This window comes from Thermodesulfobacteriota bacterium, from assembly GCA_040757775.1.
GTDB lineage: Bacteria > Desulfobacterota > UBA8473 > UBA8473 > UBA8473 > UBA8473.
The window spans coordinates 24,047-39,681 of the sequence record JBFLWQ010000019.1; the positions used below are offsets into that span (position 1 = coordinate 24,047).

Here is a 15,635-nt window from a genome sequence, read left to right on the forward strand (position 1 = left end):
GAGGACTGGGTGAAAAAGGTACTGGTCAGTGATAACCTTTCAGAAATAGGGATTCAGATACTAAAAAATACTCCGGGTATCAACGTGGATGTTTATACAAATCTGCCAAAAGAAGAACTAAAAAAGAAAATCAAGGATTACCATGGCCTGGCTATCAGGAGTGCTACAAAGGTTACGGCAGATATTATAGGTGCTGCAAAAAATCTACTGGTGATAGGGAGGGCAGGTATCGGGCTCGATAACGTTGATATAGAGGCAGCTACCAAAAGAGGAATTGTCGTTATGAATGCCCCTGAGGGCAATATGATTACGACTGCCGAACATGCCATATCCATGATGCTGGCACTCTCAAGAAACATCCCCCAGGCGACCGCTTCCATGAAGGCAAAAAAATGGGAAAAAAAGAAGTTCAGGGGTAGGGAGCTTTTCGACAAGACCCTTGGTATCATTGGACTGGGAAGGATTGGAAGTATTGTGGCGGATCGAGCCAAGGGTCTGAAAATGAATACTATAGCATACGACCCCTTCATCTCGGAAGAAAAGGCTCGTGAAATGGAAGTGGAACTGGTCTCTCTTGATGAGCTTTTTGAAAAATCACATTACATTACTCTCCATGTCCCACTTTCTGAAGAAACCAGAAATATCATTAACAAAAAGGCCTTCAAAAAAATGAAGGATGGGGTTATGATTATAAACTGTGCAAGAGGGGGAATGGTTAACGAAAACGATCTCTATGAAGCAATAAAGAGCGGAAAGGTTGCTGGAGCCGCCCTCGATGTTTTCGAGCAAGAACCTCCTCAGGATAGCCCTTTATTTGATCTGGATGAGGTGATCTGCACACCTCATTTAGGGGCATCCACCGATGAAGCTCAGGAGAATGTGGCAGTAGCTATTGCAGAACAGATAGCAAATTACTTACTATACGGAACAATTAAGAATGCCGTTAATGTTTCATCAGTGAGCGGAGATACCCTCTTCAGGATTAAGCCCTATATGGATCTTGCAGAAAAACTAGGTAGTTTTCAATCACAACTGGAGCCAGGGGCACTGGAGGAAATAGCAATAGAATACAGTGGGGATATTGCTGAGCTGGACGTGACACCTATTACTACCTCAATATTGACAGGTATTTTCAAACCAATTTTGAGAGACAGTATAAATTTTGTAAATGCCCCTATTATTACCAAAGAAAGGGGCGTAAAGGTAGTTGAATCAAAGAGTACAAAGAGTGAGGATTTCACCAGTCTGCTTACAATTAAGACCAGAACTACAAAAGAAGAAAACATAGTTGCTGGCACTCTCTTTGGTAAGAAAGAGCCCAGAATTATAAGGATTAACAAGTTTCGATTGGAGGCAATACCGCAAGGAAATTTGCTACTGTTTCATACTGTTGACCGTCCTGGGGTTATAGGAAATATAGGGAGTATTCTGGGAAACACAGATATTAATATCGCTAATATGCAATTCAGCAGGGAAGAGATAGGAGGAAAGGCTATCGTCCTCTTGAGTATTGACACCCCTGTCTCTAAAAAAATACTGGATGAACTAACTAAACTACCAAATGTTGTCTCTATTAAACAGTTAAAATTATAACCCGGGGTTTTTGCAATGGCAAGTGTAGTAGTTGTTGGTACACAATGGGGAGATGAAGGAAAAGGTAAGATAGTAGACTTTCTGGCTGAACATGCAGATACAATAGTCAGGTTTCAGGGAGGGAACAATGCCGGACATACGGTAGTGGTAAAAGACAAGAAAATAATCCTCCATCTGATACCGTCAGGCATTCTGCATCCAAATAAGAATTGTATTATAGGCAATGGCGTAGTTATAGACCCCGGAGATTTACTCAATGAAATTGAATCATTGAAATCAAAGGGCTGTCTTAAGAATAACAGTCGCCTCCTAATTAGCGAGGGAGCCCATCTGGTAATGCCTTATCATAAAAAGATTGATATAGCCAGAGAGAATCTCAAAGACGGGAAAAAGATTGGTACTACAGGAAGAGGTATAGGGCCAACTTACGAAGATAAGGTCAGAAGACTAGGTATCAAGGTGATAGATATCTTAGATAAAGAGGTATTTAAAGAAAAGCTTATGTTTAACCTTAAGGAAAAGAACTTTTATCTGGCACACTACCTTAAGGAAAAGGAAGTTGAGTTTGAAGAAATATATAATGAATATATTGAATCAGGCACGAAGATTAAGGAATATGTAGCAAATACCTCGATGATTATAAACGAAGACATTAAGAGCGGGAAAAATATTCTGTTCGAAGGGGCACAGGGCAGCCTTTTGGATGTAGATCATGGTACATATCCTTTTGTAACTTCGAGTAATACGGTGGCTGCTGAGGCCTGCATAGGGGCTGGGATTGGTCCTACAAAAATAGATAAAGTAATCGGGATTTCCAAAGCTTACACAACCAGAGTCGGGGAAGGCCCCTTCCCCGCCGAATTGAACAATGAATTGGGAAATTCTCTAAGGGAAAAGGGAAATGAATATGGTGCTACTACAGGTAGACCCAGAAGGTGTGGATGGTTTGATGTAACTATGGTAAAACATGCCATAAGGATCAACGGGATTAGTGGTCTGGTTATTACAAAGCTTGATGTTTTGAGCGGTTTGAATAAAATAAAGATTTGTACAGGATATAATTGTAAAGGAGAAATGTACTCAGAGTTTCCTTCAAGCTTAAAGAGATTGGAGACCAGTGAGCCAATCTACGAAGAAATGGATGGGTGGACGGAAGAGCTTAACGAGATCAGAGAATATGGGAAATTACCCGATAATGCCCGCAGGTATATTGAAAGAATAGAGGGATTGGCAGATACTGAAATTACTATGATCTCACTGGGCACAAGAAGGGATCAAACAATTATATTAAAGAATCCGTTTATGTGTGACTCGTAAGTCGTAAATCGTAAGTTAGGGCCGTTAACTCAGGCGGTAGAGTATCTGCCTTTTAAGCAGAGAGTCGCTGGTTCGAGTCCAGCACGGCCCACCAGGGTCCCCATCGTCTAGTCTGGCCAAGGACACCGGCCTTTCACGCCGGTAACAGGGGTTCAAATCCCCTTGGGGACGCCAGCTTTAATTCTTAGCCGCTCATCGCTGTACTGATCATCTTCCATCAGGTCATTATTCCAACATCTTCCTTTCCATAATCATATACTCTACAGCTACTCAACGGATATTCCATGAGGTCATTCCCAACCCCTGCCCTATACCTAACAAACTCAATAATTATCGCACTAAAAAATTCCTTGACAATAGTATCATAGAATGATACTATTTTAGCATGAACAAACACCGGAAAAAGCTGAAGGCCATATTCCAGGAGCCAATATTGTCTAATATTATATGGTCTGACATTGAGGCGTTGTTGCTTTCGCTCGGAGCCGAGATAAGCGAAGGGCAGGGATCACCGGATACGAATCGCATTGAAAGGGGTACGAGCTGTGTTTCACAGACCTCATCCGCAGAAAGAAACCGATAAGGGTGCTGTGAAATCAATGCGCCGCTTTTTAGAAGAGGCAGGGATCAGACATGATGACATATAAAGGATATAGTGCAAAAGTAGAGTTTGACGACGAAGCCATGATTTTCCATGGCGAGGTAATCGGGATCAGGGATGTCGTGACCTTTCAGGGAAAGTCTGCTGATGACCTTAAAGAAGCTTTTCATGCTTCGGTAGATGATTACCTCGACTTCTGTAAAGCCAGAGGCGAAGAGCCTGACAAGCCCTTTTCCGGGAAATTCGTGGTTCGGGTCTCTCCTGAAGTCCACCGCAAGGTCTATATCGCAGCAAAGGAGGCAGGACAGAGCATCAATGCTTGGCTCAACAAAAACCTCACAAGGATTGCCCATAAAACGTAGAATAGTAAAAAAGGAAAAAGGGTTAGTTTACGTATACGGTATGATTTGCTCCCTCCCGCAAGAATTCGCATCCGTTCTCTTTGAGGTAACGAATTACTTCTTTTCGTTTCAAGCTGTTATTTCCCCAAACTCCTCTTTTATTATTTCGACCCCCTTCAGGTCTTCTTCAGCGATTTGACGATTTGCCTCTAAGACGAGCTGTACTGCCTCAATTAGATTCCTCTTTGTTTCCTAAAGGGTGTTTCCCTGAGTATTTGCCCCAGGAAGTTCCTCTACATAGCCAATGTAACCATAGGGCGATTTCTGAAAAATTGCCGTTAACTTTTCGTGCATTTCTTGTCATCTGCCTTTAGCAATAATTAAACTGCTGTTTATATTTTGTAAAAATTCTAAACCTATAAATATTTTTGTCAATCAGAATCCGGCAGAATCTTATAAATTATATTTCACTTGTAAAATGTACCTATTCTTGTCATTGCGAATCCGCCAGAGGCGGATGAAGCAATCCCATCCTTTGAGTTTGCTTCGTCGCTATCGCTCATCGCAAAGACATTTTACTTATTCTTTCTGTCTCTTTGAGGCATGTGAGTTTCATTTCTACATTCTATTCTTTAACCTAATACGGTCACTCTTAAACCAAAAAGGCGCCCCTCCTTTCTACTCCCTGTAATCTCAGGAATCAAGAAAGACGCCCTTCATAATCAGCCCTTTGTGATTAGGGTTCACAAAATTGTCACCGTTACTTAACCATACATTTACCTATATTTCAATTAGCAAACAAAATCCAGCCTTTTTTCGTCTTTTTAAACTCTTTCCATTAGGCAACACGGGGGGCAAATTTTACAAAAACTATAGCTGGTTTGAAGTTGGTTGCGGAGATTAGATGGGCAATAAAAAAGCCGGTGAGTACCGGCTAGCAAGGATTTACTGAGATTGTTTAGAATTTTCTAGAAATAGGAATAGAGCTTGACGTATCCTTCCCATTGAGCATGACTCGTGCCTTTCTGTCTTTTTAGAGAGAATTTCAGGTTTTTCAAGACAGTTTCTACCTGGTCCCGATCAAGGGGTGGATAGCGTTTTCCCATTAGGAGGCTTGGGCTAAATGGAAGGGAATTAATTCATTAAAATTGAGAAGATCACAGAGAGCTGTATGGATAATAATTAAACTCCTTTCTTGTTGTATTATCCTTGAGGTTTATATGACTGTTCTTTTTGCTGGTCTGAAAGACTCAGAAAATTAACACATGGTTTTGCAGTGATGGCATCAGACAAATCAAGCGTAGAATAAGAAGAAATCATAACACCCTTAGTCCGCGTGAAGTTCTTCAAGATTATCATAGTAATCCAAAGATTCCGGATTGACCAGGGCATCCCTGTTCAGGACAGGTCTACCATCTATTATATTCGTAACCGAACTTTCAACCTTCTTCATATTGAGGGTATAGGGGATATCCGGCACTTTTATTATCTTAGCCGGGACATGTCTGGGTGAGGCGTTTTCCCGCAAGGTTTTTTTAATCTTGTTTTTCAAATCGTCTGTTAACTGATATCCTTCAGCAAGTTTAACGAAAAGAATGATACGCTGATCTCCCTTCCAGCTCTGACCTATTGCCAGGCTATCAGCAACTTCCTCCAATTTTTCAACCTGATTATATATCTCAGATGTACCTATTCGAACTCCGGAAGGCTTTAATACAGAGTCAGACCGCCCAAAGAAGGTAATCCCACCTGTATTGCCGTTAAACACAATGTAATCACCATGTCGCCATACATTTAGATTGGAGTAAAAATCAAAATAGGCATCTCTATATCTTTTGCCGTCCGGATCATCCCAGAAGTAAAGTGGCATCGAGGGAGAGGCAGCTTCACAAACAAGTTCTCCCTGACGGTCAACTATTGGGTTGCCTGTTTCATCATATGCCTTTACTTTCATTCCTAAACCCGGACCCTGTAATTCACCGGCATATACCGGCTGTATAGGGCTTCCAATAGCGAAACAACCATTGATATCTGTACCACCTGCAATAGAATTAAAATGCAAATCTTCCTTAATTTCCTGGTAAACATATTCAAATCCTTCGGCTGAAAGAGGTGAGCCGGTCTGGGATATTTGTTTTAGGGAAGAGAGGTTATATGCCTTCCCCGGCTTAACCCCCTGGCTTTTGAGAGTATTAAGATAACTCGCACTGCAACCAAAAATAGTCACTTTTTCATCCTGGGCTAACTTCCACATAGCCCCTGCGTCAGGATAAAGCGCATTACCATCGTATAGAACAATAGTAGCTCCTACCGCCAGAGAGCTCATCAGCCAGTTCCACATCATCCAGCTGCAGGTTGTTATATAAAAGATAGTATCTTCCCGTTTTAAATCAGTATGGATAATTAGTTCTTTTAAATGATTGATAAGAACACCCGGTCCCTGAACCATACACTTTGGCTTACCGGTCGTTCCAGAGGAAAACATGATAAATACAGGATGATCAAAGGGTAACTGTTCGAACTTAATTTCAAGCCCTCTTTCTTTGGACAGAAAATCATTATAATATACAGAGTTAGGAATATGGCTGATATCAGTTTCCTTTTCGGTATAACGAGTTACTATAACCTTTTCAATTGAAGGTATTCCTTTTGCAATCTCAGCTGCATTGGGAAGAGAACTAAATGCCTTCCCTTTATAAAAGTATCCGTCAACAGTAAATAGAACCTTTGGCCCTATCTGACCAAAGCGGTCTAAAGCTGCTCCCGGACCTATATCAGTGGCACATGAAGCCCATTCAGCACCGATACTGGTAACAGCAAGCATGGCAACAACAGTCTCTATCATGTTGGGCATATATGCAACTATCCGATCCCCGGGAGTAACTCCGATCTCTCGAAGTGATTTTGCTAAGCGCGCCACAGTATCATAAAGCTCAGAGTAACTCATTCTGGTCGATTTTTGAGTTTCTCCCCTAAATACGAAAGCTGTATGTTCATCCCTATATCTGAGGAGATTTTCAGCAAAATTAAGCCTTGCACCGGTAAACCACTTTGCCCCAGGCATTTTACCAGGGTCATCAATAACAACGTCATAATCCCTGGAAGCTTTAATTTCACAGAAATCCCAAACAGAGCCCCAAAAATCGGATATATTGTTTATCGACCAGTTATAAAGTTCTTCATAAGAGCGAAAGCTTTTCCCATAACGTTTATTAAGAGTATCTATAAACCTTGTTATATTGGCATTCCTCTTCCTCTCTTCAGATGGCTTCCAGAGTGGATTGCCCATATTACCCTCCTTTTTAGATTTTACGTCAGTTTACTCACTACTTTTATCATATCTCTGGCAGAGATTATTCTAATCAAGTTATTTCCCCTGGTAAGGTTTTCCTACAGGCTCAACGGCAGAGTTCAGACGCCCGCGGGGGACGTGAGAGCCCCATCGGCATTCCGAATTTATCCCGGCGGAATCGGGGTTGTCTGTACCGGCTGGTTGGTCGCCTTTGGGCTCTGCATGTACTTTTCTCCCTCACTCATTCCTAAATCATAACCTTTCCGACCTGCTTCGCCTTCTGTTGTCTCCTCCCAAGTAATCATCATCTGGGGTTTCCCGGCCAAGACGGTCTCAAAGCCACGCTTGAACCAGTATAGAAAGGCATGTCTCGCTTTTGCGTCGAAATCGTAACGCGTGACTGCGGAGGAAACAATGACCGATTGGGCTGCAATAGTATACTTCACGTGGAAAGCTTCCCTCTTTTTCGGTGTGACACAGACAGAGAGCGAAAGCACGATTGCGATCATGCTCAGGATGATACATGCCTTACGAACCACTGAGGTCATTAGGAGCTCCCTTCTGTCGCCAAAGGCATGAACAGTAAACATCTTTTATGCCCCATGGCTATTGATTAACCCTTTTTCTTTTTTACAGAGCCGATGTTCCAACAACCTTAGCACATTACACCTGCAATCCATCACCCGAAAGAAGCTTATCCATATCGGTTAAAGGATTCTCGGATGTGATGCAAATTTCTTCTTTTTGACCCGGCGGAACAAATTCAAGACATTTGCAATGAAGTCCAAGCCGATGGTAGGAGAGAGTATCTCTTAAATAGCGGATAGATTTTTTCGATCCGTACCGCGTGTCTCCTGTAACAGGATGGCCGTAAAGTTTTGCATGACGTCGAATCTGGTGTTTCCGGCCGGTCATCAGTTCAATTTCCAGCAAAGAATAACGGCTGCTTTGCTGTAGCACCCTGTACCAGGTCATACAGTTTACACGCCTGCCTTTACCAACAGGATCTTCTCTGCCACCTGCTGTCTTTGACAAGGGATAATCCCACATATGATATTGATGACTTCCTGTCTCACTATCAAAAACACCATGCACAAGTGCAAGGTATCTTTTTTTAACCCTGCCCTTGACAAACAATTCAGACAGGTTGCGCAAGACGTTGATGTCCGTAGCAAGCAATATCACACCGCTAGTCTCTTTGTCCAGCCTGTGAACCGGATGAATCCGGAAGGAGGCATTTATCCCAAGATGCTTTTTCAGCAAAGTATCTGAACGAATCCTGTCAGACAACAGATTAACAAGGTCATTTCCGGGATTATTATGGACACTCAATCCGCAGGGTTTGTCCACTGCAAGCCAGCCTTTTTGAAATTCAAGGATATTAATCTCTTCCATAGGGCCTATCTATCCTCCGGCCTTTTTAGCTTTATAGCCCAACATATTCAGCTCTTCAATCAGAATATCTCTGTGATCACCCTGAATTTCGATTATACTGTCCTTAATTGTTCCACCGGTTCCGCATATTTGTTTAAGTTTTTTTGCAAGCTCTTTTAACTGTTCTCCTTCAAGAGGGATTCCACTAATTAAGGAAACGCCTTTTCCTTTTCTTCCCTTGGTAGATCTCTCGACCCGAACTTTCCCGTCTCCATTGCCATGATTATTTTTTTTCTTTTTGCATTGGCATTTATCAGATTTCTCTCCACAGGAAGGGCACATCCTGCCTAACTCTGTTGAATAAACAAGTCTGCTGTTATTGTCTCTATCTTTCAATTTAAAAAATGCTCTCCCCATTACTTCATTTTATTGTATTGATAGTACCATAAATCGGCCGTATCATAAAGTAATTATTGGAGAAATCCAGGGTTTTTCTAGAGGTTCAATGCCCGCAATTACCTGACAGCGTGAGCCGCAGGCTGTAGCTGGTCTAGTGAATTGCGATGTTCGACATATTTTGGATTATGCAGTGATTGACTGTAATTGTGATGGAACTTTGTTCAGAATAATTTCATTGAGGTCAATTTTATGGCTAGCATTATCAATATCGATTCCGGTAATATGTCCATCTTTATCATAATCTAGAACAATACCTTCTGAAATTTCTACGCTTTTCATGCTTGGTTTCGATGATAAATCAATATAAAGAGAATCAGTTTCTGGATAATAATTCAATTTCATAGTTTGAACCTCCTATCAGGGAAGGCATTATGTATGGTTTTTTTATCATCTAGCGTTATCACTCTCAAAATTAGGCCACTCAATTCTTCAATTTTTCCCCAAAATCGAAAACGGTTATGTTCTTGACGCTCAACTTTAAGAGGATTTTCTATAATCTTGATACACCATTCCTTTTTCAGATAAGGCCGTTTTCGCAGAACCTCTTTTTCGAAGTAGTCGGTAAAGCTATACTCGCCGAAGCCCATATCAATGTCTATTAATATTGCCTTTAAGATTTGTATCTATTTAAATATTTCAGCCTACCGAGCCTGTAGAAAAAGCCCTTTGGCAGGGAGTTAGTTTTCTGATCAGCTTAGACTTTTTCATGCCGTTAACTTGATTCAGGGAATACTCAAAGGTGCCAGGCCCCTGCAACCTCCCTGTGTAAAGGTTAAACGATTTGACTTCATTTTATTGCAGTGATAATACCATAAATAGGCCGTCTGATAAAGTAATTATTGGAGAAATGCGGGGTTTTCATATAGGCTCAATGCGGAATTCGCCTGCCAGTGTGAAGCGCAGGGGAATTGACATCCGGTAGCACATTGTTAGGCTTTTTCTTCTTTCATGTTTTGAAGAATGATCTTGACCTTCAAGAGAAGGCTTGGAATTTCTTCTTTTGCTATATTCCATACAATATCTATGTTTACCCCAAAATAATCGTGTATCAATCTATTTCTTGCTCCAGCAATACTCTTCCATGGGATATCAGTATTATCTATTCTTATCTTTTCAGACAGTGACTTTACAGCCTCTCCCATAATTTCAATATTCCTAATAACAGCATCTTGTGTTTTATAATCCTGTACAAAATTATTGTATTCGATGTTGCGCGTGTAGGAGATGATCCTTTCGATGCTTTCATTAATATCTTGAATCAAATCAATGTCTTTTCGTTTAGACATAGATTACATTCCTTTTTATATCATCAGCGATTTCTCTAATTCTTATATTTTCAATGCCGTCTCGTGTTAAAACATCAACTTTCTTATTAAAAAGATTTTCTAGATATTCGACAAGCTCGATAAATTTCAGACCAATTGGCCTTTTGAGCTCAACGACTATGTCTATATCACAGTCCTCTGTTTCAATCCCTTTTGCAACGGAGCCAAAGATACCTATTTTTTCAACGCCAAATTCAGCCGAGAGGTAGGGATATTTTTCTTTTATTAATTTTATCGTTGTGTTGCTTGTTGTCATCACAGGTTCTCCCCTTTCATTGAGGTAATCTCCGTACTATCTCTCTGTGTAAAGATTAAACGATTTGATTTCATTCTATTGCAGTTATAGTATCATAAATCGGCCGTTTCATAAAGTAATTATTGGAGAAATCCAGGGTTTTTCTACAGGTTCAATGCGGCATAAAGTTCAACACCCCGAAGGTGACTATACATACCACTGCGAAGATTTAAGAAAAAATCTTCTAACCGGGATCGCCGGGGACCACTTTTTCAATGGGACATTCTTTGACGTGTTTTGGACATTGCCAAATTTCGCCTCTTCCCCGGCTGACTCGTCGATATTTAGTCCGACCATCTACTTGGCATATTGGTACTTTTTTAAAAGGCGGTCTCTCATCAATGTCCCTCAAGTATCCGTCGCATTTCGAGTTTGTACATCCGACTTTCATTGCCTGAAAATCCCAACGAAAATGCTGTCGGCGTTGGTTTACAATTTGAATTGGAAAACCACAATAAGGGCATACACGGGGAGTACCGTCTTCATCCGTTGCGGCTTGCCGGATATGTCTTGCATGAAGGAATTCCAAACATTGCTTTGCGTATCTAGGGGCGTCTATCCTATGAATAACTTCCGCCCGACCACGATGGCTTGACCAATTGATGCTGCCTGTATATACAATCCTTTCGTCAATTATTACGTCTTTCCCGTGCAACCCACTTGAGGAGACAACGACGGCTCCAAGAGAGCGTAAATTCATAATGACGTTATCAACATAACTTTTGTTTTGGGCTTCTGCTAAAGGGGGCGTAACTACGGTAATTTCAATATCCCGTGACAAAGCGGCACTAAATAGAGGCTGGATTTTCGGCCATCTGTATTCTCCAAAATAAGGCGCCAATGCAAATATAGAAATTTCGGAGGCATTAATGTCCTCAGCAAAGTGTTCAAAGAACGATTCGTCATCGAGGATTTGGATAGTGTAGCCTCTTTCACCTTTCGGAACACCCCATGCAGTCGTTTCGGAGGAACGAGATGCCACACGCTGTCGAAAATCATTACCAATCAAGTCAAGCGCAGATAAAAGGTCGGCTGGGCCTTTTAAGAAGCTCCATAAGAGACCAAGGGCGCTTGCTGGTTTTGCATGTTTGTTCAACCACTCTGACGAACCGATAAAAACGAATTTGTTCTTTGCACGGGTTACAGCAACATTCAGATCCCTAAGAACATCTTCATAAGCTTTTGGGTTGCAGAGTCGGGCAGTGTAATACGGTTCGTCAAGAACAGAGTCAAAAATAATAAGGTCAGCTTGATTTCCTTGAAAAGTATGGACTGTGCCAGCCGCAACCCATTGATCAAGTTCCATATCAGAAATTAATTTTGATAAAAGCCTTCGTTGTGCTGCAAAAGGAGTGATTATACCAATAGGTTGTGGCTCCTCCGAATGGGGCTTCTGGATTTCCTTGGCAGCCATTGCTGCTATATCAACAGCTAAAGTTGCTGAATACATATTGAAACGGCTGAGTGAGCCGGGCTGTTTCCCGCTCCAGCAATATAAATCTGCTGTATCTACGATTATTAGTGGGTTTTTCGGTAAAAAATCTAGCCATGGGGCATCTTCTTCAACTTTTCGTTTCCGGACATCTTCATGGTCATATAGACCACCGGCTTGCTTATAGACAAGGTGTCTTGCCACATCAGCGATAGCAGGAAGCATCCGGCGCTGTGTCTCAAGTTTCATCAATACTGGGCAAGGCTCGGCAGGTTTTATCCCTACTGCTATTCCCGCAAGATGAAATGTATCCTTTCTCAGAATTGCATTCGTTATTTCTGTGTCACTCCGAACAATTGGCGGAAGTTGAAGCCAATCCCCCACGAGGACAACACGTGATTTCGCCCGTCCTGCTGCAAAGAAAATTAAAGGTGGGAGTGCCATTGAAATTTCGTCAATTATAACAGCATCAAACTTTTGATCCTCGATCTCCTTTCCAGTATAATTCTTGGTCAGCGTGCAAAATATAGCCTGGGCTTCGTTGATTACAATTTGCCCCAATTTTGAAAGCTCTTCGTGAAGACCATCTAATTTTTCTTCATGTGGCTTTAGGGTTGCACCTTTTTCAGCAAGTTCATTCTCAACTAATTCCCGTTTAGGAAGTTTTGCACATACCTCTTGTTGATTTTTAAGAGCTTGCTGTAAATTGTGCTGCATTTCCCAAAATTTTTTATTTTCCTGAATGGCCGAAGTCAAAGAATTCTCTGTTTGCCGCAGTTTCACTTCTGACTCTCCTACAGCCTGCTTTGCCCGTCTTGTTTTTGCGTACCGTCTAAACCAAGCACGCTGGGCTTTTTCCAATTCACCCAGGCGCTGCCTGATTAAGTCTTTGGTTCTTCTGATCGTTTCCTCTGCATTTGATTGATTTGTGGTGGCTTTTTCAATAGAGTTATTGACTATGTCCAGCTGATTTCTAAATTCTGCAAGTCGATTCCATTCTAAAAGAGCTGCTTTACCCCATTCCATTATTTTCATTAGAGGCTTAATTAGCGCCTCTATTTCGAGAATCATATCTTGAATTTCTTGTCCCTTTGCCTCCAGAACTTTATCAAAGCGAACGGAATCTGGAATCTTTCGATGAGATGTAACACCAATTCTTAGAACTTTTCCACTGCCGACTAAAGAATGATTTGCCAATGGACCACATTTATCTTCCTCCTGTTTTACTGCTTCGTAAAGTGCCTGATCCACTGCTGAATGAGTATGGCTTGTAATCAACACTCTCTCGCCTGCTTCAAGGAGGGCGGTAATGAGATAGGCAATGGCATGCGTTTTGCCAGTACCTGGAGGACCCCAAATATAAGTAACTGAAGAGGCAGAGGCGCGTTCCAGAACATCTCGAAGTAGCCCTGATATTTGAACCAATGCGGGGGTATCTGGAAGACTTTTCGATTGGACCGTGGTCCCAAATGGATGGAATACAGAAATTGCCAATGGGGAAATACTTGTTGAGTGTTCTGAACATTCTTCGAGAACTTCAGCAAGCCTTTTAAGCAGAGCTGTGTCGTCGATCAAAAGTCTTGCCCAATGAATACTGGTAGGTAATGTCTTGCCTTCAATTAATAAGTGGATAATAGTTCCTTGTTGTCTTATTACTGATGCAGTAAATTCATTATCATTGCTCTTTAACCGTCCACTTGCATCTTCAGGTATTCTTGTTCCGTCAGCAATAAGAAAGGAAAAGATTCCTTGATTTTGTCCCTTCGACTCAATTAACTTACCTGAATGAACTTCATAGACTTGAGTCCCACCATTCCTCTCAAGAGCCTGAAGTTCGGCACGGACACCTTCAGCAAACCACTTAGAAAGTGCCTCAATATTTTGAGGTGGCTGTGGATCAAAATTCATGGCTACGGTTTTTATTCCTTTATGAGAAGCCTAATGTCGCTAATTAGACGCACGGTTTTTTTGTGTCGGCTGAATTAGCCTTGTTGGGAATTCTATTTTTTCAAGCTGCTTAGGAACAGTGCTAGAGCCTGAAGGATTCTCAATTGTATGGTCATAAATTCATCAGGGCCGCACTCTTCTGGGGTCTTCTTTCCTGAGTACTTCTGAAAAACTGCTGCGTTACGTGTGACTTTCTTGGCTACGTCCTTTTCTGACCCATGGTCTAGATCATGTCTGACATCCATCCGGAGGAAATTGACGTCCATAGCAAAATCCGGAGGTGGTGATGGAAGCCGTTTGCAGTTTCCAGAACCTTCATATACAAGGAAATATAAAGCATCGACGAACTCAGCATATCCAGTAATATCGCGGCACGAGACGCCAAGAGTATGGATAGCATTGGTTGATTTCGTAGTCATCTTGAAAAGATCTTCGCCCTTGGTTGCAGAGTAACTTCTGTTGACTTCGTAGACAAGTGTGCGAGATGCTTCCTGCAATTCTCCAACTGCAAGTGATGCAGCGTCTCCTGCTTTAGCATAAGCCGATAAAAGAGTGGAAAATGTTGTTGAGTGTGTTGCAAGACGCTTAGTCAATATCTCAATCCGAGCACGGATTGAGTCACCACCTGTTGACCCGGAGGTAATCGCTTGCTGATATCGTAGCAGTTCTTTGTCAACAGCCTTGACGCCCTTTTGCACCTCAGCACTAAGTAGACGGAAAAATGTCTGGACGAAATTTCGAAACTGCGATGCCGCTGTATCAGACGTAAGTTTTTGTGCCTGCACTCGCGCAGCCAGCATGCAGATGGACAACGCATTCGCACGATTTCTGACGATCTTGCAATCATCAGGAAAAGCTTTGCTTAAAAAATCTACTGCTCCTTCAATCCTTTTCGCAGTATCAGATGATCGACTAAAAGACCTGTTATCTTTAAGGAGTGATTCGAGTTGTGGATAGCGCATCTGAGGTTGGATACCTCGTGCCTCCAAGAATACCCATTTTACAACCGTTTCGAAATGAGTATACCGCGTATCTTTTATACCAATTCGATTTGCAAAAAATGGCTTGTCTGCAACCTCGTGACAGAAGTCTCTCAGGTCTCCCCGAATTGCATTGATCTTCTCCGCTGTATTTAAAGGTGTCCCAAGCTGTAGACGTTTGAAAAGCTCCTCAAGTTCTTCGTCGGATGCATCTTCAATCTCCTCTATTTCGATTTGGAAATCGTCAAATTTATCAGAAATATCATCGTTAAGCTGACTATACTTGGATGCTCCGACCCTCTTAGAAGTGTCTTCTGACAAGGTTAAATCATCAGAAAAAAACGAAAAAATAGCGCTCAAACGTTGCTGCCCGTCGACACATTCGAATGTGTTATCGTCAACTTTGCGAAAGTAGAACTTGGGAAGGTGCCAGCCTTTGAGAATACTGTCAATGAGAAGGCGCTTCTTGTCATCAGACCACACTTCCTCACGCTGGAAATCTGGCATTTCTATTCGGTCGCGTCTCTTGTAGACTTTGTCTATAGCTCGACTTCTTGTTTCTATTTCCATATCTATTCCTCCATGCCCAATGCGGCATTTAAGTCGTACCCCGAAAGGAGCTAGGCGAAGACAAATTATTCCATACTTTCCTGTAATTTACCACATAAACGCTATAATT

Annotated in this window: 13 protein-coding genes, 2 tRNA genes and 2 pseudogenes; 6 read left to right on the forward strand and 11 right to left on the reverse strand. The window is 41.8% G+C overall.

All coding sequences use genetic code 11. The annotated features are described in order from the left end of the window. Positions 1-9 precede the first annotated feature (9 nt). The 6 genes and pseudogenes from serA to AB1401_11485 all read left to right on the forward strand — a co-directional run bounded on the left by serA (position 10) and on the right by AB1401_11485 (position 3,873). On the forward strand, positions 10-1,593 hold the full coding sequence (serA, locus tag AB1401_11460; GenBank protein ID MEW6616066.1) for a phosphoglycerate dehydrogenase: 1,584 nt from the start codon (positions 10-12) through the stop codon (positions 1,591-1,593). A gap of 15 nt (positions 1,594-1,608) precedes the next feature. Continuing rightward, on the forward strand, positions 1,609-2,910 hold the full coding sequence (locus AB1401_11465; GenBank protein MEW6616067.1) for an adenylosuccinate synthase: 1,302 nt from the start codon (positions 1,609-1,611) through the stop codon (positions 2,908-2,910). An 18-nt stretch (positions 2,911-2,928) separates the two neighbouring features. Further along, a tRNA-Lys gene (locus AB1401_11470) sits at positions 2,929-3,004 on the forward strand. Between the two features lie 2 nt (positions 3,005-3,006). After that, a tRNA-Glu gene (locus tag AB1401_11475) sits at positions 3,007-3,084 on the forward strand. Between the two features lie 211 nt (positions 3,085-3,295). After that, positions 3,296-3,557 (forward strand): annotated as a pseudogene (locus AB1401_11480) (type II toxin-antitoxin system HicA family toxin). After that, positions 3,544-3,873 (forward strand): type II toxin-antitoxin system HicB family antitoxin, encoded by a 330-nt coding sequence (locus AB1401_11485; protein MEW6616068.1) that lies wholly within the window; start codon positions 3,544-3,546, stop codon positions 3,871-3,873. The pseudogene AB1401_11480 and the gene AB1401_11485 overlap by 14 nt, the downstream one beginning before the upstream one ends. Before the next feature lie 108 nt (positions 3,874-3,981). On the opposite strand, the pseudogene AB1401_11490 reads toward AB1401_11485, so the two are convergent. The 11 genes and pseudogenes from AB1401_11490 to AB1401_11540 all read right to left on the reverse strand — a co-directional run bounded on the left by AB1401_11490 (position 3,982) and on the right by AB1401_11540 (position 15,526). Beyond that, positions 3,982-4,206, reverse strand: a pseudogene (locus AB1401_11490) (type II toxin-antitoxin system HicB family antitoxin). A 973-nt stretch (positions 4,207-5,179) separates the two neighbouring features. Then, positions 5,180-7,141, reverse strand: a complete 1,962-nt coding sequence (locus AB1401_11495) for an acetoacetate--CoA ligase (GenBank protein MEW6616069.1) — start codon at positions 7,139-7,141, stop codon at positions 5,180-5,182. Positions 7,142-7,308: 167 nt separating this feature from the next. Continuing rightward, a complete protein-coding gene (locus AB1401_11500; GenBank protein MEW6616070.1) occupies positions 7,309-7,734 on the reverse strand; it encodes a hypothetical protein in 426 nt (141 codons plus the stop codon). Between the two features lie 73 nt (positions 7,735-7,807). After that, positions 7,808-8,539 carry an RNA pseudouridine synthase gene (locus tag AB1401_11505; protein ID MEW6616071.1) on the reverse strand — a complete coding sequence of 244 codons (732 nt, stop codon included), beginning with the start codon at positions 8,537-8,539 and terminating at the stop codon, positions 7,808-7,810. Positions 8,540-8,548: 9 nt separating this feature from the next. Further along, positions 8,549-8,914, reverse strand: coding sequence for a translation initiation factor Sui1 (locus AB1401_11510; GenBank protein MEW6616072.1), 366 nt, complete (start codon positions 8,912-8,914; stop codon positions 8,549-8,551). Between the two features lie 186 nt (positions 8,915-9,100). Then, positions 9,101-9,319 carry a DUF2283 domain-containing protein gene (locus AB1401_11515; GenBank protein ID MEW6616073.1) on the reverse strand — a complete coding sequence of 73 codons (219 nt, stop codon included), beginning with the start codon at positions 9,317-9,319 and terminating at the stop codon, positions 9,101-9,103. Next, complete coding sequence (locus AB1401_11520) at positions 9,316-9,564, reverse strand: hypothetical protein (GenBank protein MEW6616074.1); 249 nt, start codon at positions 9,562-9,564, stop codon at positions 9,316-9,318. Before AB1401_11520 ends, AB1401_11515 begins: the two co-directional genes overlap by 4 nt. Positions 9,565-9,906: 342 nt before the next feature. Then, the gene (locus AB1401_11525) at positions 9,907-10,263 is read right to left on the reverse strand and encodes a DUF86 domain-containing protein (protein MEW6616075.1); all 357 of its coding nucleotides are present in this window, start codon (positions 10,261-10,263) and stop codon (positions 9,907-9,909) included. Further along, positions 10,256-10,558: a nucleotidyltransferase domain-containing protein gene (locus AB1401_11530; GenBank protein ID MEW6616076.1), complete on the reverse strand. Its 303-nt coding sequence runs from the start codon at positions 10,556-10,558 to the stop codon at positions 10,256-10,258. Before AB1401_11530 ends, AB1401_11525 begins: the two co-directional genes overlap by 8 nt. A gap of 223 nt (positions 10,559-10,781) precedes the next feature. After that, positions 10,782-13,937 carry an AAA domain-containing protein gene (locus AB1401_11535; protein MEW6616077.1) on the reverse strand — a complete coding sequence of 1,052 codons (3,156 nt, stop codon included), beginning with the start codon at positions 13,935-13,937 and terminating at the stop codon, positions 10,782-10,784. Positions 13,938-14,029: 92 nt separating this feature from the next. Beyond that, a complete protein-coding gene (locus AB1401_11540) occupies positions 14,030-15,526 on the reverse strand; it encodes a DUF262 domain-containing protein (GenBank protein ID MEW6616078.1) in 1,497 nt (498 codons plus the stop codon). Positions 15,527-15,635 lie beyond the last annotated feature (109 nt).

Excerpts from the sequence above, each read along its gene's own strand:
- AB1401_11500 (MEW6616070.1), bottom strand. The coding sequence starts at position 7,734 with ATGTTTACTGTTCATGCCTTTGGCGACAGAAGGGAGCTCCTAATGACC.
- AB1401_11535 (MEW6616077.1), bottom strand. The coding sequence starts at position 13,937 with ATGAATTTTGATCCACAGCCACCTCAAAATATTGAGGCACTTTCTAAG.
- AB1401_11530 (MEW6616076.1), bottom strand. The coding sequence starts at position 10,558 with ATGACAACAAGCAACACAACGATAAAATTAATAAAAGAAAAATATCCC.
- AB1401_11525 (MEW6616075.1), bottom strand. The coding sequence starts at position 10,263 with ATGTCTAAACGAAAAGACATTGATTTGATTCAAGATATTAATGAAAGC.
- AB1401_11540 (MEW6616078.1), bottom strand. The coding sequence starts at position 15,526 with ATGGAAATAGAAACAAGAAGTCGAGCTATAGACAAAGTCTACAAGAGA.
- AB1401_11505 (MEW6616071.1), bottom strand. The coding sequence starts at position 8,539 with ATGGAAGAGATTAATATCCTTGAATTTCAAAAAGGCTGGCTTGCAGTG.
- AB1401_11520 (MEW6616074.1), bottom strand. The coding sequence starts at position 9,564 with ATGGGCTTCGGCGAGTATAGCTTTACCGACTACTTCGAAAAAGAGGTT.
- AB1401_11515 (MEW6616073.1), bottom strand. The coding sequence starts at position 9,319 with ATGAAATTGAATTATTATCCAGAAACTGATTCTCTTTATATTGATTTA.
- AB1401_11465 (MEW6616067.1), top strand. The coding sequence starts at position 1,609 with ATGGCAAGTGTAGTAGTTGTTGGTACACAATGGGGAGATGAAGGAAAA.
- AB1401_11495 (MEW6616069.1), bottom strand. The coding sequence starts at position 7,141 with ATGGGCAATCCACTCTGGAAGCCATCTGAAGAGAGGAAGAGGAATGCC.
- AB1401_11485 (MEW6616068.1), top strand. The coding sequence starts at position 3,544 with ATGATGACATATAAAGGATATAGTGCAAAAGTAGAGTTTGACGACGAA.